17 protein-coding genes, 1 tRNA gene and 1 rRNA gene are annotated in these 20,396 nt (G+C 49.5%); 3 read left to right on the forward strand and 16 right to left on the reverse strand.

The window, feature by feature from the left end; translation table 11 throughout:
- Positions 1–381: 381 nt before the first annotated feature.
- The 3 genes from K7P76_RS12700 (at position 382) to K7P76_RS12710 (ending at position 4,745) form a co-directional block, all read left to right on the forward strand.
- Positions 382–2,940, forward strand: coding sequence for a FecR domain-containing protein (locus K7P76_RS12700; RefSeq protein WP_232185693.1), 2,559 nt, complete (start codon positions 382–384; stop codon positions 2,938–2,940).
- A complete protein-coding gene (locus tag K7P76_RS12705) occupies positions 2,937–4,424 on the forward strand; it encodes an NHL repeat-containing protein (RefSeq protein WP_232185659.1) in 1,488 nt (495 codons plus the stop codon). The genes K7P76_RS12700 and K7P76_RS12705 overlap by 4 nt, the downstream gene beginning before the upstream one ends.
- 105 nt (positions 4,425–4,529) lie before the next feature.
- A complete protein-coding gene (locus K7P76_RS12710; protein WP_232185660.1) occupies positions 4,530–4,745 on the forward strand; it encodes a hypothetical protein in 216 nt (71 codons plus the stop codon).
- A gap of 462 nt (positions 4,746–5,207) precedes the next feature.
- Here the strand turns inward: K7P76_RS12710 and cysI are convergent, their stop codons facing one another.
- The 16 genes from cysI to K7P76_RS12790 all read right to left on the reverse strand — a co-directional run.
- A complete protein-coding gene (gene cysI / locus K7P76_RS12715) occupies positions 5,208–6,932 on the reverse strand; it encodes an assimilatory sulfite reductase (NADPH) hemoprotein subunit (protein ID WP_232185661.1) in 1,725 nt (574 codons plus the stop codon).
- A gap of 37 nt (positions 6,933–6,969) precedes the next feature.
- Positions 6,970–8,796: an assimilatory sulfite reductase (NADPH) flavoprotein subunit gene (locus K7P76_RS12720; RefSeq protein ID WP_232185662.1), complete on the reverse strand. Its 1,827-nt coding sequence runs from the start codon at positions 8,794–8,796 to the stop codon at positions 6,970–6,972.
- A gap of 150 nt (positions 8,797–8,946) precedes the next feature.
- Positions 8,947–9,177, reverse strand: coding sequence for a hypothetical protein (locus tag K7P76_RS12725; RefSeq protein ID WP_232185663.1), 231 nt, complete (start codon positions 9,175–9,177; stop codon positions 8,947–8,949).
- Between the two features lie 121 nt (positions 9,178–9,298).
- Positions 9,299–10,444, reverse strand: coding sequence for a hypothetical protein (locus K7P76_RS12730; RefSeq protein ID WP_232185664.1), 1,146 nt, complete (start codon positions 10,442–10,444; stop codon positions 9,299–9,301).
- Positions 10,445–10,576: 132 nt separating this feature from the next.
- Entirely contained in the window at positions 10,577–11,482 is a 906-nt protein-coding gene (locus tag K7P76_RS12735; protein WP_232185665.1) for a YitT family protein, read from the reverse strand.
- A gap of 145 nt (positions 11,483–11,627) precedes the next feature.
- Complete coding sequence (locus K7P76_RS12740) at positions 11,628–11,777, reverse strand: small acid-soluble spore protein P (RefSeq protein WP_232185666.1); 150 nt, start codon at positions 11,775–11,777, stop codon at positions 11,628–11,630.
- 14 nt (positions 11,778–11,791) lie between these two features.
- A complete protein-coding gene (locus K7P76_RS12745; protein WP_232185667.1) occupies positions 11,792–11,968 on the reverse strand; it encodes a hypothetical protein in 177 nt (58 codons plus the stop codon).
- Positions 11,969–11,983: 15 nt separating this feature from the next.
- Positions 11,984–12,331 carry a hypothetical protein gene (locus K7P76_RS12750; protein WP_232185668.1) on the reverse strand — a complete coding sequence of 116 codons (348 nt, stop codon included), beginning with the start codon at positions 12,329–12,331 and terminating at the stop codon, positions 11,984–11,986.
- Positions 12,332–12,442: 111 nt separating this feature from the next.
- A tRNA-Ser gene (locus K7P76_RS12755) sits at positions 12,443–12,531 on the reverse strand.
- A gap of 83 nt (positions 12,532–12,614) precedes the next feature.
- Positions 12,615–13,898 (reverse strand): serine--tRNA ligase, encoded by a 1,284-nt coding sequence (gene serS, locus K7P76_RS12760; protein ID WP_232185669.1) that lies wholly within the window; start codon positions 13,896–13,898, stop codon positions 12,615–12,617.
- An 18-nt stretch (positions 13,899–13,916) separates the two neighbouring features.
- Complete coding sequence (gene pdxT, locus K7P76_RS12765; protein WP_232185670.1) at positions 13,917–14,504, reverse strand: pyridoxal 5'-phosphate synthase glutaminase subunit PdxT; 588 nt, start codon at positions 14,502–14,504, stop codon at positions 13,917–13,919.
- A 135-nt stretch (positions 14,505–14,639) separates the two neighbouring features.
- Positions 14,640–15,521, reverse strand: a complete 882-nt coding sequence (gene pdxS, locus K7P76_RS12770) for a pyridoxal 5'-phosphate synthase lyase subunit PdxS (protein WP_255678475.1) — start codon at positions 15,519–15,521, stop codon at positions 14,640–14,642.
- A 78-nt stretch (positions 15,522–15,599) separates the two neighbouring features.
- Entirely contained in the window at positions 15,600–16,943 is a 1,344-nt protein-coding gene (locus tag K7P76_RS12775) for a D-alanyl-D-alanine carboxypeptidase family protein (RefSeq protein ID WP_232185671.1), read from the reverse strand.
- Between the two features lie 136 nt (positions 16,944–17,079).
- Complete coding sequence (gene guaB, locus K7P76_RS12780) at positions 17,080–18,537, reverse strand: IMP dehydrogenase (RefSeq protein WP_232185672.1); 1,458 nt, start codon at positions 18,535–18,537, stop codon at positions 17,080–17,082.
- 151 nt (positions 18,538–18,688) lie between these two features.
- Positions 18,689–19,918 carry a putative glycoside hydrolase gene (locus K7P76_RS12785; protein WP_232185673.1) on the reverse strand — a complete coding sequence of 410 codons (1,230 nt, stop codon included), beginning with the start codon at positions 19,916–19,918 and terminating at the stop codon, positions 18,689–18,691.
- A 305-nt stretch (positions 19,919–20,223) separates the two neighbouring features.
- A 23S ribosomal RNA gene (locus tag K7P76_RS12790) occupies positions 20,224–20,396 on the reverse strand; the annotation flags it as partial.

Below are 20,396 nucleotides of genomic sequence, written 5' to 3' on the forward strand. Positions count from 1 at the left end.
CCTTCGGCTGTCATTAGAACAACAACAGGACAACAACAGGACAACAACAGGACAACAACAGGACAACAACGATTGGGCTAGAACCGCCCTGCGGGTTGGAGAGGGCGAACGCACCTCTTTAGGTCTCATTCAACTTTCGGTATCATCTTCACTATTGCGGCCCCGTAGCTCAACGAACAGAGCAACCCTCTCCTAAAGGGTAGATATCCGTTCGATTCTGGTCGGGTCCGCCATTTTTCAAATATTTCAGACCCGCGTAGCTGCGCGGTTCTTTTTTCAGTTATTCAAAAATGACTAATGGTTCTTTTTTCCTATGCCGATATAATCAATTATGAAAGAATTTTGTCGAATCACCAACCTAAGGAGAGTGTTTACGTGGGAATGAGATCCAAGATTCAAATGATTCTAGCAGCAGGTCTGCTGCTCGGGTTAGTCACGTCCTCAACCGGCTATGCCGCGGGGAAGACGGCAACGCGCGAGCTGGTAATTACAGAGCTTGCAGGGACGGTACATATTAAATCCGCCGGCGGAGCGCTATTAAGGAACGCCTTCGTGGGAATGAAGCTTCGTCAAGGCGATTCCGTCCAAGTCGACGAAAAGTCGTTCGCGCAATTGACGGCAAGCGACAGTCACGATGTCGTCTCTCTGGGCTCGGATACTTCCGTTGTGTTGTCCGTTCTGAAAAATCAAGGGAACGGGAAGCTGACGAAGCTTCAGATCGTCGCCGGATCGGTCTGGTCTAACGTCAACAAGCTCTCTAAGAACGATAGCTTCAAGCTCGTTACAGCTAATGCGGATTTAACCGTTCGAGGAACCAAAGTGTTGACCAATGTCGACTCTGAAACAGGGGAAACTTATACTGCCGTAGCCGCCGGCATCGTGTCGGCCACTCCTAATAGTAATAATAACAGTAACGAGAATAATCCTATTCTTATTGCGCCATCACAACAGCTCTCCTTGGATTCTCGGGATCAAGTCAGCGATCTTGAGACTAAAGTCAGCATCATTGATCCTAATGCACTCGTCTCCGGAACCTCTTCCGAAATCATTGAAGCTATTGTTAAGGATAAAGCCTCTATCGATCAGGAGAACGCAGAGTTCATCGCTAGCCAGAAGGACAAGATTGCCAAAGGTGCAGATACCGCTCTTAGCCGCGATGGCGCCACCTCCTCCTTATCGACTTCGGATCAAGATACGCTAGATAAAGTCAGCAAGAACCTGGACAACCTGATCGGAAATGTCGTCAAAACAGCGGTTGATACGAACAAAGTGGACAAGGGGAAAATTGAAAAGACGATTGAGGAAGTAAATCAGACTTCATCGAAGCCTCTCGATCTGAATAAAGTCACGCCACTTGACAAAACGGCGGGGGTCGACCCCGATCTTCAGAAAGCGAAGGATGCCGAGCTGAAAAAGCTGGAAGACGCGAAAAAGGCAGCGGATGCAGCCAAAAAGACAGCAGAATCCGCTGCGAAACAGAAGCTAGCGGATGCCTTGAAGAAGCTGGAAGACGAGAAAGCTCGAATTGCGAAAGAAAAAGAAGCTTTGGGATTAAATAAACCTTCAACGACAACACCAACAAATACGAGCACATCGAACAATTCTACGCCGCCGGCCCCGGCTAATGCTACCGAAATTACAGGGTTTACCGTCGCCAATGGCACCGTCGTTGGCGCAACTCGGATCTCGTATGCCGCCGGCACCAATAACAGTCTGCGCATTGTGAAGCAAGCGACCGCCTTTACGACTCCGAACGTAACATTCGATGCTCGGGATACCGGCGTCGCTTACGTTTCGGGAAACAATATCGCTAATGTATCCGCGGGCGACCATATCGGATTGTACGAGATCGTTAGCTCAACAGGCTTAGTCGTCAAATTCGTCGATATTACGGTGAGCGGAAATAACATTGCCGTTGCTCCCGGAGCGCTGACTCCTACTACGGATTACTCCCTACCCGAACAAGGTAGCGGATCGGGCAAAGCCAAATTCGCGACTTTGGGGCAGTTACCTACCGGAGCAACGAAGTGGCAAATCATCGCTAGCGTCGCTCCGATCGCCACGCCCATAGCCGGATCTAGCTTCGGCGGAACGGATTATTCCGCGGGAGTAGACATCGACATGAGCGGCGGAAAGCAATTTATCGCTTTGGCTGCTACCGATGCTTCGGGTAATGTCGTAAGATTCAAGCTCGTCGAGTATACCGCTCCTACCGAGACGCCGTCTGAACTTGTTTCATTGTATTTTCCAAAACATTATTCCGGTCCCGTAGGCGGAAGTCAATCGGATACGGCCAAGCTCTATGTAAGTCTCGCTAACCTTCCAACCGGAGCGACGAAGTATCAGATCCTAACAAGCACCAGTTCGATCGCTACCCCAGCTGTAGGGGCAACCTTCGGCGGAACCGATTATTCATCCGAACAAGACATCGATATTAGTAACGGTAAGCAACATATCGGGCTGGCCGCTACCGACGCGTCAGGCAAAGTCGTAGGCTTCGTGCTCACGTACTATACTTTACCTGTGGCACAGGATGCATTCTCTCTCTCGAATATAGGAGTTGGATCTCAAAATCAATTAACGATTTCATTCACTAGTCCTCTAGCAGAATCTATAACATCCAATACTACTCTTTCGAAGTTCTTATCATCGATCGTAGTGACCCCTGCTATGGGTGCTCCTACTTCCATAACTTTAAGCTCAAGCTCTATTGGTTGGGATACCTTAATGGGTTCCCCGAAACTCATTATTACGATTCCCGGCACTACCTTGAACCCCGGAGATGTCGTACGGGTTACCTTTAATTCAGGGGTGCTTGGAGGCATTACTCAAACCGTTTGCGAGACTACCGTCGGTTCAGGATCAGGATCGGGAGTACCGGGAGGACCGGGAGGATCATTTCCGGATCCAGGACTAGGAGGAGGAGTTCCCCACCCATGACCAATCTCAAAAAACCATTAATAGCCGCATTAGCCATTGCACTAATCGGCGGCACGACGACCAACGCGGCAGGGATTTCTTCGGACTCCCTGCACGCGCAAGCTTCCCCATACCGTGCACTTAGCAGCATTAGCACCTTTGCGGGAACCGGTCAATTCGATGATTTGAACGGAGCAGCGGCGACCTCCTCGTTCCGCGCTCCGGGCAGTATCCTCGCCTTGCCGGACGGAACGATCCTAATTTCGGATTCGGGCAATCAATCGATTAAGCAGCTTGCTAACGGCGTAACGAAAGACATCGCCGGTGTCTACGTAGACAAGGATCGCTTGGGACTTCCCGTCGGCGGTCTGCTCGACGGCCAAGGCGACGAGTCGTTCTTCAACCATCCGAACGGCATCGCGGCCGACGACCAAGGCAACATCTACGTTGCCGATACCGACAATCACGCGATTCGCCTCATCGACAAGCAAGGCAATGTTAAGACTCTTGCCGGTAACGGCGTTGAAGGCAACGACGATGGAGTAGGCCGCGCAGCCAAGTTCCACTCCCCTTCGGACGTAGCGGTAGCCAAGGATGGCACCGTTTATGTAGCCGACACCTTGAATAACAGCATTCGCGCCATCGCCAAGGACGGAACGGTAAGCACATTGAATGCCGCTTCGACTCGCAAAGCGAAATCCTCTCCAGACGCCACCGTTGTCGTTGGAGACTTCCAAGACGGCGCTCTTAAGGATGCGAAGTTCAACGAGCCCTCGGCTCTCGCCCTGGATTCCAAGGGCAACCTATACGTCAGCGACTCAGGTAACCAAAGCATTAGGTACATTGATTTGACCCTAGGAACCGTAACTACGGTTGCCGGCATCGCCGCATCCTCGTCCACTGGCTCCTTATATGATGCGGATCCTCTGTATGCTCAAGGGGGCTATGCCGACGGCGCCGCCGCCAAAGCCCAGTTCAACCATCCAACGGGAATCGTCGCCACCGATGAAGGCGGATTGGTCATCGCCGATAGCCTGAATCATTCCATCCGTTACTTGTACCACGGGATCGTGACTACGTTAGCCGGAGATGCGAATCAGAATTCCGGATCGGCCAATGGGATCGAGAAGAATGCCCAGTTCAATAATCCGACCGACGTCGCATTAACGGCCGACGGCCGAATCCTCGTTGCCGACTTGCTCAACAACGAGATTCGAATTCTGCGGTTCGCTAAGCTGCCTGTCGGATTGCCGGCCAACGGTAAGCTGAGCATCAGCTTGGACGGAGCTTTGGTGAAAGTCGATACTGTGCTTATCCAAGGCACCACGCTCATCACGACCGACAACGCTTTGAAGGTGCTGGGAATTACGCTTCCGAAGGTTATCCAAATCACGAAAGGCAAGGACAAGAAGAATTACGTCTCCCTTCGCGCCGCAGCAGAACAAGCCGGTCTCGACGTGGAATGGGACAAGGCGCATAACCACATCCTTCTTCGACATCAATAAGAATTACAACCAAAAAAGCCTGCGACTACGCCGTCCCTCGGGGAGGTAAGTCTCAGGCTTTTTTCAATACAGACCCTTTCTACCAACCTTTACTTCGGAGTCCCCATGAACTCGTCGAGGTCGCGATCGGCTTTCGCTTGTTTGCACTCGTTGCAGGCGCAAACGCCGCACGACTCGTACCGCTTCGTTCATGAATTCCTTCAGCATCTATCGGTGCCTCTGGAATATTTCACGCTGGCCTTCATCGATCGTGAAGATCATATGGCACTCGCCGTATATCATGACAGCCGGAAAGTGGCAGGGATTCTCGTAATACAGTAACGGCAAAAGGCTCGGTTTGGCGTCCATTCTTATAGTGCAAAAAAGCGATGTTGCCGTCATGAACAATACTCATTAATAATTAAAACGAGAACCACAGCATAGGGCCGTGGTTCTCGTTTTAATTATTTACTTTTTTCATAATCATATTCTTTTGAGAGTTCCCATTCTATGTTGTTGTCCGTCTTGACTTGTTTTATTTCTGCTACGTGTAATCCCCCATTTAGCCGCTGCCAAATAATTTTTACTTTTTTCTTATACCTTATCTGTTGAATGTACGGAAGTAACGTAAGGCATGCTGGCTAATACTGGGTTACTAACTGTTTCTTAAACCGTAGTCCTCTAGGGGCCGCCACCACATGCAAGTTTACAGAACCGTGCTATTGTGCGGTTCTTTTTGGTACCCATCTCCAACAAAAAAGCCTTCAAGATACTCAAGAATCAAGTAACTTGAAGACTTTTGCATTACGAATGAAAATCCAATCCCGAATGAACTTCTTTGACATAGCCAGTACGAATGACAAAATCGCCGAAGTGCTCGCCTTGCTGCCGTTCTTTCGAATATTGAGTAACAATGGGCTGCAGCGACTCCAGAATCTCCGCTTCGCCGATGTTTTCCTTATACAGCTTGTTGAGTCGATTTCCGGCAAAACCGCCTCCCAAATACATGTTGTATTTGCCGGGCGCCTTGCCAATGAACGCAATTTCCGCCAACGCTGGACGTGCGCATCCATTCGGACAGCCGGTCATGCGAATGACAATCTCCTCGTCGCGCAAGCCGGCTTCCGTAAGCATCGGCTCGATCTTATCAAGCAGCGTAGGAAGATAACGTTCCGATTCGGCCATCGCAAGCCCACAAGTTGGGAAAGCTACGCAGGCCATGGAGCTTCTCCGCAATGCTGAATGATGGATTCCATCGGTGAGCCCATACTTGTCAGCCAATTCCTCAATCTTTTTCTTCTTCTGACTGCTTACGTTGCCGATGATTAAGTTCTGGTTCGGCGTGAGCCGGAAATCCCCATTATGCACCTTAGCGATTTCCCGAAGCCCCGTCATCAGAGGGTAATTGTCTTCGTCTTTAATTCGGCCGTTTTGGATAAAAAGGGTGTAATGCCACTTTCCATTGCTCCCCTTCACCCAGCCATAGCGATCCCCGTTATGGTCGAAATGGTAAGGACGTGCTTCCTCAAGCTTCCAACCTAGACGATTGCTTAGCTCATCGATGAACCATTCAATGCCGCGGTCATCGATCGTATACTTGAAACGCGCATGCTTCCGGACCGAACGATCGCCGTAATCCCGCTGAATCGTGACCGTCTTCTCCGCTACGTCGATAAGCTGTTCGAGGGAACAGAACCCGATCACTTGACCCACCTGGGGATATGTTTTCGTATCGCCATGCGTCATTCCCATCCCGCCGCCTACCGAGACATTAAAGCCCTTTAAGCGTCCTTCTTCGATAATGGCAATGAACCCAAGATCCTGGGAAAATACATCAACATCGTTAGAAGGGGGGATGGCCATTCCAATCTTGAACTTACGCGGTAAATAGACCGGCCCATAAATCGGCTCTTGTTCTACCCCGCTATCCAGGCTGTCCACCACTTTCTCGCCATCAAGCCAGATCTCGTGATAGGCTTTGGTATGGGGATCAAGGTGTTGACTGACGCGGCTGGCCCACTCGTACACTTCGGAATGAACTTCCGATTGATACGGATTCGGGTTACACATGACGTTGCGATTCACGTCGCCGCAAGCGGCAAGGGTGCTTAGCAATGAATCGTTCACTTCTCGAATCGTCTGCTTCAAGTTCCACTTGATTACGCCATGCAGCTGGAAGGACTGACGGGTTGTCAGACGAATCGTTCCGCTTCCGTATTTCTGTGCGACGCGGTCCATCATCAGCCATTGCTCCGGTGTAACAACCCCGCCAGCCGCACGTACACGCAGCATGAACTGATAAGCCGGCTCCAGCTTCTGCTTTTTCCGTTCATTACGCAAGTCCCGATCATCCTGCATGTAACTGCCATGGAATTTCATCAGTCGATTATCATCTTCGGGTATGGAACCCGTGATTACGTCTTTAAGCGTTTCTGCAAGGCTCCCCCGCAGGTAATTGGTTCGTTTCTTGATTTGCTCTACATCGCTGTGCGGCGCACTATTCGACGACAGTAAATGATTTTCTGACATTTGGCTTTTCTCCTCTCGCAACCATTGGGATCCGGATCTAGTAAACGTCCCGCTGATAACGTTTGTGCTGTTGCATACGGGTCAAGTATTCCGCAGCTTCCTCCGGGCTCAAAGAGCCTTCTTGTTGAAGGATCGTTAACAGGGCTGCGTGGACGTCATGTGCCATCTTTTTCTCGTCGCCGCAGACATATACAACGGCCCCCTCTTGCAGCCATTTGTAGAACTCCCCGCTCTTCTCAAGCATCCGATGCTGTACGTATACCTTCTTATCGGTATCGCGGGAGAACGCGACATCCATACGTGTAAGCACGCCATCCTTAAGCCAATGCTGCCATTCAATCTGATAAAGGAAGTCTGTGGAGAAGTGCTGATCGCCATAAAATAACCACGTTTTCCCTTTCGCTCCGATCTCTTCTCTTTCTCCTAAGAAGGCCCTGAACGGAGCGACGCCCGTACCCGGTCCAATCATTATGATAGGCGTGTCCTGATTCTCCGGAAGCTTGAAGTTCGAGTTCTGTTGGATGTAAACCGGTAACTTTTCACCCAACTGCACACGCTCTGCGAGCTGAACGGAACAAACGCCGTAGCGGTCTCTTCCATGGGCTTCGTATCGTACCGTGCGGACCGTGACGTGCACCTCATCCGGAAATGCTTTCGAGCTGCTTGCGATCGAATACAAGCGAGCAGGTATTTTCCGAAGGATCGTTACGAAATCGCCAGCGGACACGCCCTTAAGGGAGTAATCTTGCACCAAATCCAATAAATCTCGCTCGTCCATATACGTCCTAAGCTCTTGTTCGCGTCCCGATTCAAGAAGCTCTTTCAGCCCATTACCTGAAGCAAAATTCGCCGCTTGCGTCAGCAACGGTTTCGTCAGCACGGTAATCTCATAATGGCGTAGCAACGCCTCTCTCAATGGCAGCTTATCGCCATTCTTATTAATGGGGACGAGCTCATCCGCTCTCCAGCCCATCGCTTCGATTAACTCATCCACGAGACGAGGATTGTTCTCGGGATAAATGCCTACGCTGTCACCAGGTTCATACTGAAGGTTCGATCCCTCAAGAGATAGCTCGATATGGCGAGTTTCCCGATCCGATCCACGGCCGTTCAAATTCAAATTCTCAAGAACTTCGGCTTGAAACGGATTCGTCCTGGAGTATTCCGACTCCTTCTCACTCCGGGCATCCGCGCTGGCTCCACTCGCAATTGTGGAGGCTGTCGACATCTCGCTAAGTGAGCCTAGGACTTGGTTCATCCACTCCGCAGCAGGCTCGTCATAATCCACGTCGCAGTCAATACGCGGGGTAAGCCGCTTACCGCCCAGTTCTTCCAATCGCTTATCGAAATCTTTGCCTGTTTGGCAGTAAAACTCATAAGATGTATCTCCCAGTGCGAGCACGGAAAATCGCAGGCTCTCCAGTTGAGGGGCTCTCTTGCTGTGAAGGAACTCATAGAAAGGAATGGCGTTATCCGGCGGCTCTCCTTCCCCATGAGTGCTTACCACGATAAGCAGGTTTTGGACATTCTTTAAGCCATTCGGTTTGAAGTCGCCCATCGAGGAGAGCGTTACATGAAAACCTTGCTCCTCCAGCTTCTTGGACATCTTCTTGGCCAACCCATGGCTGTTGCCGGTCTGCGATCCGAAGAGAATGGTTACTTCTTTGGAGGGAGCCGTTACATTCGTTGCCAACAAGGTCGCTTGCGGCGTAACACCGGACGTCACTGCACCTGTTGCTCCTTGAAGAGCTGTAAGATACCCGCTCAGCCAGATCCGTTGTGCATCCGTTAGATTAGGCAGAAGGCGATTAAGCAGTTCTACCTGCTCCTGATTAAAAGGACTGTTTGTAACTTGAAGTTCCAACAATATCCACCCCGCGTAGTCTATATTGAGCAAAATTCCTAGTATTCATGTCGCATTAATTCTATTCTCACTTAAACCTATCACTGCAGGCGGAACGGGTCAATTAGAATGATCTTATAGGATCCATCATTAAAACTGATAAAGGGAAATTTATGTTGGTTGGCGAGCAGTAACGACGGGTTTAATACTTGAAGATGATAGTGGAAGTACCGCCAATATACGGTCTACGCTTAACGTTCGGAACCCTCGTTTATTTAAGTCGAACACTCGTGCCTTTCCATTACGAATTGCGAATAAATTAACGCGGCGCTGCGAGAATTTGCCGCTAGTATCCACATAAACAATCTCGACTAAACGGCCGATACAACTTTCAATGGTCACACGAAACCCCTCCTTAATAGGAACATTTGTTCTTATTATACTCGAAAGGAACTTCAATATACAACGTGAAAAAACCCCCGCCATCGGCGAGGGTTTCATTTACTTAGCTATTAAGCCCTGATCAATTGCTTTCCGTGCTGTCCGTACCATCCGTACTGGTCGATCCATCCGTGCCATCCAAACCATCCATGCTTCGGCCGAACATGCCGCCCAATTTCTCTTCCAGCTGATCCATTGGAATCACGTCCGCGCCCTTCGGCTCGCCGATTTCAAACTTCACTTCGCTATTGATACCGGTAATCTGGGAAACAACTTTAATCCCCATGCTTCCGGTCAAATCAGCAGATTCAATCGCCGCTTTAATTGTCGCGTCCGTATAAACCGGATACTCTTTCTTGTCGAAACCGATATTCGATTTGATTTCAAGCGATTTAAGCTCTTTTTTCATTTCTGCTAAGCCATCTGCAACTTCTCCGCTTTTCACATCGCTGAGCGCTTTCTTGGCGTCATCAAGGTCCTGCTGTTTCAATTGCAACAGATTGCGGTAATCTTCATTCTTGGAAAGAAGATCGATGATTTCCGGAGCGATCTTGTCGATAACCGTATTGACGAACGGTTCGATTTGAGATTTGTCCATGTGGAATTGTACGACTTGATTCACATCGACATCGGCAGGCAAGCCTGCGTCTTTTACTTTAATCTCGGTCATGTAATCTTTTTCCTCAACGTTCTTAAACACGATCGCGAGAACATCGTTAATCAGTTTCTGCGATTTGCCTACGTCCATGCTAGGCAAGGTTTGACCGGATTCCTCGGCGAGTTTCTTCAAGTCGAGTTCGACGAATTTACCTACTACGTCTTCTGGGATCGGCAGCATCGGAATGTTCGGGATTTTCACCCAAACCTTCTCGCCTGTCATCACGATAGGAACGTTGAAAGTAACCGCAAGATCGCCCTTCAGAGCAAGCTGCAGGTTAATTTCCATCAGCAATGGATCGGCGCGATAAGCACCCGTCCACGACAGCTCCGCGCTTTTCAACGTATTGATTACGGCTGCCGCTTCATTAGCGCTCATGTCTTCTTGAGGGAAGTTGATATCCTCGAACTTCATGTTTCCTTTGAAGTTGTAGGATTTCATCTCCGCGGATTTCGACATGGATGATTGAAGCGCTTCTTTAGGCGATTTATCTTTAGTACAGCCGCTAAGCACGATCGCTACCGTCAATAGAATAGATAAGACCACGAAACCTAATTTACTTTTGAACAAGATGAACAAACCCCTTCCAAATAATCAAATAAACAAAAATCAAGCAAAGTTCATTGTATCTCAATTCCGCATCCGCGAAAAGACTTTCTTTGTTAAAATTATGTTAAATTCCGTAAAAACCCGTAACTGCTGTTAATGAATGTCTTTCTTCTTGAACCTTCCGCCTTTAACGTCATGAATATTACCAACGGCCAAGAAAGCTCCCGGATCGTATTCGTTAACAATCGACTTCAACTTCGCTTCTTCCAAACGGGTAATCACGCAGAAAATCACTTTTTTCTGATCGCCCGCATAGCCGCCTTCACCATGAAGCAGCGTAATGCCGCGCCCAAGCCGAGCGAAAATGGCATCCCCGATATCCTTGTAGTTATCGCTGATGATCCAGCAGGACTTGGATTCATCGAAACCTTCGATAGTGAGATCGATCACCTTAAACGCAATATAATAAGCAATCAAGGAAAACATCGCGCGATCCCAAGAATAGACGAAACCCGCGCTTCCGAGGATGAAGAAGTTGATGAACATAACTGTCTGGCCCACGGAGAAGGGAGTCTTTCGGTTAAGCAAAATCGCAACGATTTCCGTACCGTCCAGGGAACCTCCCGCACGGATAACGATACCCGTTCCCGCTCCCAAGAAAATGCCTCCAAATACAGCCGCTAGAAAAATATCATCGGTAAATGGTTCTACGGGGTGCAAAAGGGTAGTGGAGATGGATAATACGATAACTCCAAGCAGAGTAGATAAGGCGAATGTCTTGCCTATTGTTTTATAACCTAGAATAAGAAAGGGGAGGTTGAGGATGAATAGGAAGATCCCGATCGGGAAGCCTGACAAATAAGAGGTCATAATGGAGATACCCGTAACTCCTCCATCAATAATGGAATTATTTACGAGGAAAATTTCCAAGGCTACGGCAACCAGGACGGCTCCTACGATAATAAAAATAATGCGACGGGCGATTTCCAAGGGGGTTTGCTTGTGATGGCGGATCTGATTAGTTGCGCCTGGGGGTGCTAGCGTTGTTACATCGGTCATGAACAAGTCCTCCTTTATTCGATTTTAATTAATTATACCAATGTATATACTTGGGGTAAACGCATTAAGCCTTGTCCTGCCTGCTTAATTAGTCAATTTTTTGACTATTTTATGTAAAAGATCCCGGCTGATCGCCGGGACCGGATTAACCTTCCGCGTTATTATGCCTTGTATGGTTTTGGTTCTTAACGGACTTGGAGCCGGCAAGCGGCTCTGTCGGCTGATGTTCCACCGTCGAATCCCGCGATTTGTGATCTGCCGGCTGAGGCACGGGTTGCGTCTTCGGCTTACTCATAGAGGGCAGCCTCCTTACGATTTGAAATGCTTTAGGTCTGTCGTTTTATCATGATTGAGCGCATCTTGATGGCGGCGATCATTTGTTTGTTGCTGTAACTGTTGAGCCTGGTGAGAATTGACCGGATTTTTAGCCAAATCCTCCGCTACATTGCTTAAATTTTTGTCAACAAAACCGTTAGAATCGGACAACTGGTTGGCCTCCTCCTACGAATGGGTATAATGATGCAACGCTTGAGCGGTTTCATGCAGGTGACGGCGATAGTCCGCGATCAAATCCTGCATGATATCGGTTCGTTCATCAACCGTCTGTCCATCCTTCTCAACATCCGTCAATTGAATATCGATTTCGCGGCTATCGACATATTGAACTGCGAAATCAAACTCCAACATCTGATGCCCCGCTGTTTTAATATGGACTCGGAGCGTACTTGGATCAGCCTCATCGGCCATTATTTCGGCTTTATCGCCGCCGTGCAATCGCTCAGGCAGCGTTCTTTGCCAGGCCGCAGCCAAATCATCCTGCGGAACCGTCAGTTCGTCATTGCTTGACATGATGAGCACCTCCACCTTCGTTAGGTTGACCCATTGAACCTTTCTTATGCGGTATTTTAAACCTAAAAAAACCGACCCCTGTTAAAGGATCGGATTCATATGATGGATGAATGGCGGAGAGGGTGGGATTCGAACCCACGTGGGCTTGCACCCTAACGGTTTTCAAGACCGCCCCGTTATGACCGCTTCGGTACCTCTCCACGACTGGCAGACGACTTTCCCGTGAAGGTCAGACCGATACTGCCAAATTATCATATCACAAGCCGTGGGATGACTTCAACCCCTACTTCTTGGATGTTATCGAATCAATTCCACCCATGTAAGGCTTCAATACTTCAGGCACTTTAATCGTTCCGTCCGCTTGCTGGTAATTTTCCAGAATGGCAGCGACCGTACGGCCAAGCGCAAGACCGGAACCATTGAGCGTATGAACGAATTCCGGCTTCGCACCATTCTCGGGACGGTAACGGATGCCCGCGCGGCGAGCTTGGAAATCCTCGAAGTTGGTGCACGAAGAAATCTCCCGATACGTCGCGGCGCTTGGAATCCACACCTCTAAGTCATAGGTTTTCGCAGAGGCGAAGCCCATATCTCCCGTGCAAAGCAACAAAACGCGGTAAGGCAATTCAAGCAATTGGAGTACGCGCTCCGCATGCCCTGTCAGTTGTTCCAATACCTCGTAGGACTTATCGGGAGCAACCAACTGAACCAGCTCGACTTTATTGAATTGATGCTGACGAATCAATCCGCGCGTATCCCGTCCGGAAGCGCCGGCTTCGGAGCGGAAACAGCCGCTGAAAGCAACGAATGCTTGAGGCAACGCATCCGTTGCCAATATTTCCTCGCGGTGATAATTCGTTACAGGTACTTCGGCGGTCGGAATGAGGAAGTAATCCGTTCCCTCTATCTTGAACAGATCTTCCGCGAATTTCGGCAGCTGGCCCGTACCCACCAAGCTGTCCCGATTTACGATATAAGGAGGCAAAATCTCTTCGTAGCCATGCTTATCGGCATGAAGATCCATCATGAAATTGATCAAAGCCCGTTCCAATCGTGCTCCGAGGCCTCTATAGAACACGAATCTCGATCCCGTAACCTTCGCTGCCGCTTCGAAATCCAATATCCCAAGTTCCGTGCCTAGGTCCCAATGGGCTTTCGGATCATATTCGAATTGCCGCGGCTGTCCTACGGTGCGCAGAACGACGTTGTCCTCTTCTGATGCTCCGACCGGCACGCTCTCATGCGGCACATTCGGAATGGACAACAGCAGGGTGTCCATCTCTGCCTCGATTTCACGCACCTCATCGTCCAACAGCTTGATTCGGTCGTTTACGTTTCGCATTTCGGAAATCAGATCATCCGCATTCTCGCCGCTTTTCTTAAGCTTGGCAACGTCTTGCGAAACGATATTCCGGCGATTCTTGAGCTGCTCGCTTTCCGTAAGCTTCTCCCGGCGGCTGACGTCCAGCTGTGGAAAAGCCGAGATCAAATCCAAAGAAGCCCCACGATTAGTGAGCGCTTGGGCGACTTTATCATAGTCATTGCGGAGCAATTTTACGTCCAACATGAAGGATTATCCCCTTTCTTATTCCGCTTTGACGTTCTTGGCTTCCCGAGCCATGCCAATGAACAGCTCATGCAATCGATAATCGTCGGTCAATTCGGGATGGTAGGAAGACGCTAACAAGTTCCCTTGTCTGGCGGTTACGATCTCCCCTTTGTACATGGAGAGTATATCCACCTTGTCGCTGACCTGCTTGATTAACGGCGCACGAATAAACACCGCTCTTAGCGGCGTATCGATACCCTTAACGTCTAGATCCGTCTCGAAGCTCTCCCTCTGACGTCCGAACGCATTGCGCGCTACCGTCATGTCCATGAGCCGCAGATGAGGCTCTTCGGCCCCCTCAAGCCGCTCAGCCAATACGATCAATCCGGCACATGTTCCGAACACCGGCTTGCCTTGGCCTGCATATTCGCGTATCGCTTCGACGAAACCGTATTTGCGCATGAGCTTGCCGATCGTCGTGCTCTCGCCTCCGGGAATAATGAGTCCGTCAATTTCAGCTAATTGCTCGGTTTTCTTGACCGCAACCCCTGTTCCGCCCGCTAGCTCGATGCTTCGAATATGCTCGGCGACCGCCCCTTGCAGTGCCAGTACTCCGATTCTCATGTCTCTTCCTTCTTCCCCCGCACATATCATAAATCTCGAACGGCCTCCTTCGGCATAGGATTGTGCCGAATGGAAGCCGCTCGATAGTTAACCGCGTGCATGACAAGCCATGTTATAGAGCCCTTATCGAATGGCTTAAAGTCCGCGATCCTGCATCCGCTCACTGGAATGGAGCTTGGAAATCTCGATTCCTTTCATCGGTGCGCCCAGATCTTTGGATACTCGTGCAATCAATTCGTAATCTTCATAATGCGTAGTCGCTTCGACAATCGCACGGGCGAATTTCTCCGGGCTGTCGGATTTGAAAATACCGGAACCTACGAATACGCCGTCAGCGCCCAAATGCATCATAAGCGCTGCATCGGACGGAGTCGCTACTCCTCCGGCAGCGAAGTTAACGACCGGAAGACGGCCGGTGTTGTGAACGTCTAACAACAAATCATAAGCGACTCCCAGTATCTTGGCTTCGTGGAATAACTCGTCCTTAGACAAGTTCTGAATTCTGCGAACTTGACCGGTTATAATCCGCATATGACGGACCGCTTCAACGATGTTTCCCGTTCCCGGCTCGCCCTTCGTACGAAGCATGGATGCCCCTTCTTGAATCCGGCGCAACGCTTCGCCTAGATCCTTAGCGCCGCATACGAACGGTATCGTAAACAAGGACTTGTCGATATGGTATACTTCATCCGCCGGAGTAAGCACTTCGCTCTCATCGATATAATCGACGCCTAGGGATTCCAACACTTTTGCTTCAACGAAATGCCCGATACGCGCTTTCGCCATTACAGGCACGCTTACGGCTTTGATGACTTGCTCAACCAATTCCGGATTTGCCATGCGAGCTACGCCGCCGGCTGCACGAATGTCCGATGGCACTCTTTCCAAAGCCATTATCGCCGTTGCACCAGCTGCTTCGGCTATTATTGCTTGCTCGACGCTCATGACATCCATGATGACGCCGCCTTTTTGCATTTCGGCCATGCCGCGTTTAACTCTCGAAGTTCCTGTTTCCATTATTTTTATGCCTCCCGAAGATTCTAACCATAAATTTTACATGAAGAATGTTGAATAGGCAACGGTTTAAGTCGGAATTTAGAAAAGATTGACGATTCCCTTAAACAGGCCTGAGAAGAAGTTGCCGATCGCGCGGAACAGCAGCCGCCACCAGCTTGCTTTATCGACGTCTTCCGCCGCAATCAAATCCACGGAAATCGTTTTGTCTTCTTGGGTAGATGGATCCTTATACTTATAAGTGACTGTTCCCACCTTATCGCCAAGCTTAATCGGCGCAACGAGCGGATCAGGCGTACTTTTCACTTCTTGAACGACCGGCACGACCGGTTGTCCTTTCGGAATCAGTACCGTGATATCCGTTGCCGTTACGACCGGCAATTTCGTCGATACGCCTTTTTTGACTTTCAACGTCTCGTATTCAGGTACGGTCGCCTTAGCTTGGATAATCGTCTTTTTCTCGAAATTGTTAAAACCGTAATCGAACAGCTTGGCGGTTTCCAAGAACCGCTTGCCATCATTCGTACCTCCGGGCACTCCCATTACAACAGCGATAAGCCTAGTTCCGTTACGCAGTGCAGTGCCTGTAAAGCAGTTGCCTGCCTTGCTCGTATGTCCGGTTTTCAAACCGTCTACGCCTTCGTAAGCGAACTTACGCAAGTTAGGATTATCTTTATTGCTGCCAAGCATCCAGTTCCAGTTATCGATGGCTTTCTTATCGCGCTCGCGGAACTTGTACTTCTGAATTTTGGCCGTCTCCAGAAACTCCGGCTCTTCCTTGAGGATATGGTAAGCCAGAATAGCCGAATCCCGAGCTGACATAACCGTTTCGCCTTCAATGGAAGAAGGCCGGAATTTCTCGGGCATATCCGCGCGGTCAAGACCGGTCGAGTTAATAAAATGAGCGGTAGTCATCCCAAGCTCCGCCGCGGTTTCGTTCATTTGCTTAGCGAATGCTTCCTCAGACCCGGCAACCGATTCCGCCAGCTGTGCCGTGGCATCATTAGCTGAACCTACTGCCATCGCAACGTACAATTCTTTGATCGTATGTTGGTCTCCCTCGGCAAGGAAAATTCGGCTGCCCTTTTGTTTGGCAGCGTTCTCGGTAACCTTTACTTTCTCATCCCAGGAGAGCTTGCCTTGTTTAACCGCTCTGGAAACTAAGTATTCCGTCATCATCTTCGACATGCTGGCGGGTGGGGCGGCAACATCCGCTTTAAATTGATAGAGTATTTGCCCGCTTTCCGCATCCATTAAGATAGCCGATTTGGCATCCAGTTGCGGTGCTCCGGGCGTTTGAGAATCAGCAGCCGAAGCTAGCGAGGATAAAACAAACATAAACAAAAGATTAATGAGAACGACAACGGCGACGAACCGCTTCGTAAAGAATGATTTAGGTAACAACAATAGATGATGGCGATTCAACGCATTCTCTCCTTTTTCGATAAAATTCCTTCGCTCCATTGTAACATACGACTCTGGAAAGGAAAAAGCCGAAGGTCAGAATCGTTCCTGTCCCTCGGCTCCTCTATAGGCTCAAACCTAATACCTAATCAGGATCCTACATCGAGTAGTTTGGCGCTTCCTTCGTAATTTGTACGTCATGCGGATGGCTCTCGCGCAATCCAGCTCCCGTAATCCGAACGAATTGGGTATCGTTCTTCAATTCCTCGATGGAAGACGTACCGCAATACCCCATACCGGAACGCAAGCCGCCCATTAATTGGTGGATCGTATCTTTAAGCGGCCCTTTGTAAGCGACCCTGCCTTCGATTCCTTCCGGCACCAGCTTGCTTTCGTTCTCTTGGAAGTACCGGTCCTTGCTGCCTTCTTTCATTGCTCCAATGGAACCCATTCCACGATAGGACTTGTAACGACGGCCTTGGTAAATCTCGGATTCGCCCGGGCTTTCTTCCGTACCGGCAAACAAACTGCCAAGCATAACGACGCTAGCACCAGCCGCGATCGCTTTGGTGACTTCACCGGAGTACTTGATTCCGCCGTCCGCAATGATTGGAATGTTGTACTCACGGGCTACTGTTGCGCAGTCATATATAGCTGTAATCTGCGGCACCCCGATACCGGCAATGATCCGCGTCGTACAAATCGATCCCGGCCCGATGCCGACTTTCACCACGGACGCCCCTGCTTCGATCAAATCGCGCGTCGCTTCGCCCGTTGCAACGTTGCCCGCGACGATCGTGAGCTCCGGATACTTCTCCCGCAATTTACGAACCATCGTAACGATGTCAATGTGATGACCGTGTGCGGAGTCTACGACAAGAACGTCAATACTTGCTTGAACCAAGGCTTCGGCTCGTTCGAATGTATCTTTAGAAACGCCGACCGCCGCTCCGACTAGCAAACGTCCGTGGCTGTCTTTAGCTGCGTTAGGGAACTGTATGGCTTTTTCGATATCCTTGATTGTGATTAGGCCCTTAAGGGTATTCGTCTCATCTACAAGCGGCAACTTCTCGATCTTATGACGCTGCAAAATGCCTTCCGCCTGCTGCAACGTCGTTCCGACGGGAGCCGTTACCAAGTTCTCGTGTGTCATGACGTCGCTAATCTTAATGGAAAAATCATGTACGAACCGCAAATCGCGATTGGTGAGAATACCGACCAATTTGCCCTCTTCGTTAACGATAGGCACGCCCGAAATACGGTATTTGCCCATTAGCTCTTCTGCATCGTATACATGATGGTCAGGCGTCAGAGAGAAAGGATTCGTAATAACCCCGCTCTCGGAGCGTTTAACGCGGTCCACCTCTTCAGCCTGCTGCGCTATCGACATGTTCTTATGAATGATACCGATTCCGCCTTCACGCGCAATCGCAATCGCCAAAGCCGCTTCCGTGACCGTATCCATCCCCGCACTGATCAACGGTATGTTGAGCTTTACTGAAGGACTAAGCACTGTTGAGACATCTACGTCCCGAGGAAGAATGGAAGATTTACGAGGAACGAGCAGTACGTCATCAAATGTAAGTCCTTCTTTGGCGAATTTTGTTTGCCACACAGTTAACTACCCCCTTTACCGGTTGCTTATCCGGCTAATGTCTCCGATTGATTATCGTCAATCTTAGCAGAGGCATCATAGGCTGTCAAGCACATTCGAAAGCGCGGAAACCCGCACCATGTAAGCGTTTTTTCATCCAATTGGAGCATTCTTAAGCATTGAACTTAGAATATTTATTGGCCGAATTCCAGATCATGTAGGAATTAAAACCCGCTTTGCGCGCGGCTTGAATTTGCTCGCGAATTTGCGCGGCTCCGTATTTCTGATGGGGATGAACCCATCCCGCAGTGAAGCCTTGCAGCCACGGGCGCACTCTGGCCGTTACAAATCCTTGTTGATTCAGCTTCCGGTTATGCTTTGCCGTATCCATTAAGGCCCGAGTTATGATTGGGCTTGGGCTAAGATCCGGATTGTCGATACCCCACATCCCTTTGGAGTAGTGAGACGGATAAATCATAGGCGAGATAACATCCACTTCTTTGGCGATTGCATCCCATTTTTGTCCGATCCCCATATCATCATTCGAGGAGCCAACCATTCCGAAAACATCCGCGGAAACCCTTGCCCCATATTTGTGCGCCCGTATAGTGGCCCGATGAAGAAAACGGCGAACGGCTTCGCTCTTGGTCCAACCTTGCTTATTGGCATATGCGACTTCTCGATCTACCTTCGAACCGTTTTCAGGAAAGCGTACGTAGTCGTATTGGATTTCGTCGAAACCGATTTTAGCCGCATGCTCAGCCAGAGCGATTGGATACTCCCACGCTTCCTGACGAAAAGGATCTATCCAAGGGGTTCCGTTTCTATCCCTCCATAACTTACCGTCTTTCCGTTTGAGAGCCCAAGCCGGATTTACTTCCGCAAGAGAAGGATTCTTAAATGTGACAATACGGGCAATTAAATAAATATGGTGGTTTTTAAGCTGCTTGATCACTTGACGATAATGCTGCGCGGATCGTTTGTTCGAAGGAACGAAGTGAACCTGACCGCTCTTGCCTTCTGATTGAACGGCCGACGACAATGAAATACCGCTATTAACATCCAACACCATTGCGTTTAGTTCCGTTTGATCCACAAGACCGATTAGTTCTTTCATTCTTCTGCTGTTGGCCACATGAGATGATACATAAATGGCGCGTATAGGCGAAGTTGTTTTCATTATCGAGACTGGCCGATTATCGTCTAGAATAACGCTGGACTTTGAAGCGTTTAATTTGAATTGCGCTTTGCTGTGCGACTTAGCATTATCTTGAGATCCTTCGTTCACCTTTTGCTCCAATGCCTTGAACCCAGCTGACCCGCATCCCGTCATCGCGCACCCCAGAATAAGGAATAGGATCAACAAGGCGGCGGACCTGTTTAATTTGTGATCGTCATCCATAAAAGGACACCTCTCGCATACAGAGTAGAGGTAGTGTTTGCATCGGGTGTGATTGTGCAGCGTTAGAGTTTATGGGATAAAAGGGGGTTACTGCATCTTGTGGGGCTAACTCGCAGAAAGCGCTCAATATGGACGAGAACGCAAAAAAACGAAGCTACTCTCGTTAGAGAATACTTCGTTTAGACGCGCAAAAGGGCTTGCGCCTTGAAAACTGGATGCGAAACAAAGCGGTGGTCGACACCACACTTACGTGCGGGTCAGCTTCGGAAGAAGGTGAGTATCCATTGTCTTACGTGTCTATTCGTTAGGATAAGCCCTCGACCGATTAGTACTCGTCAGCTGCACACGTTGCCGCGCTTCCACCCCGAGCCTATCAACCTGGTGTTCTTCCAGGGGTCTTACGAATTGGGAAATCTCATCTTGAGGCAGGCTTCGCGCTTAGATGCTTTCAGCGCTTATCCCTTCCGCACTTGGCTAC

The organism is Cohnella silvisoli (genome assembly GCF_021190915.1).
GTDB classification, from domain to species: Bacteria; Bacillota; Bacilli; order Paenibacillales; family Paenibacillaceae; genus Cohnella; species Cohnella silvisoli.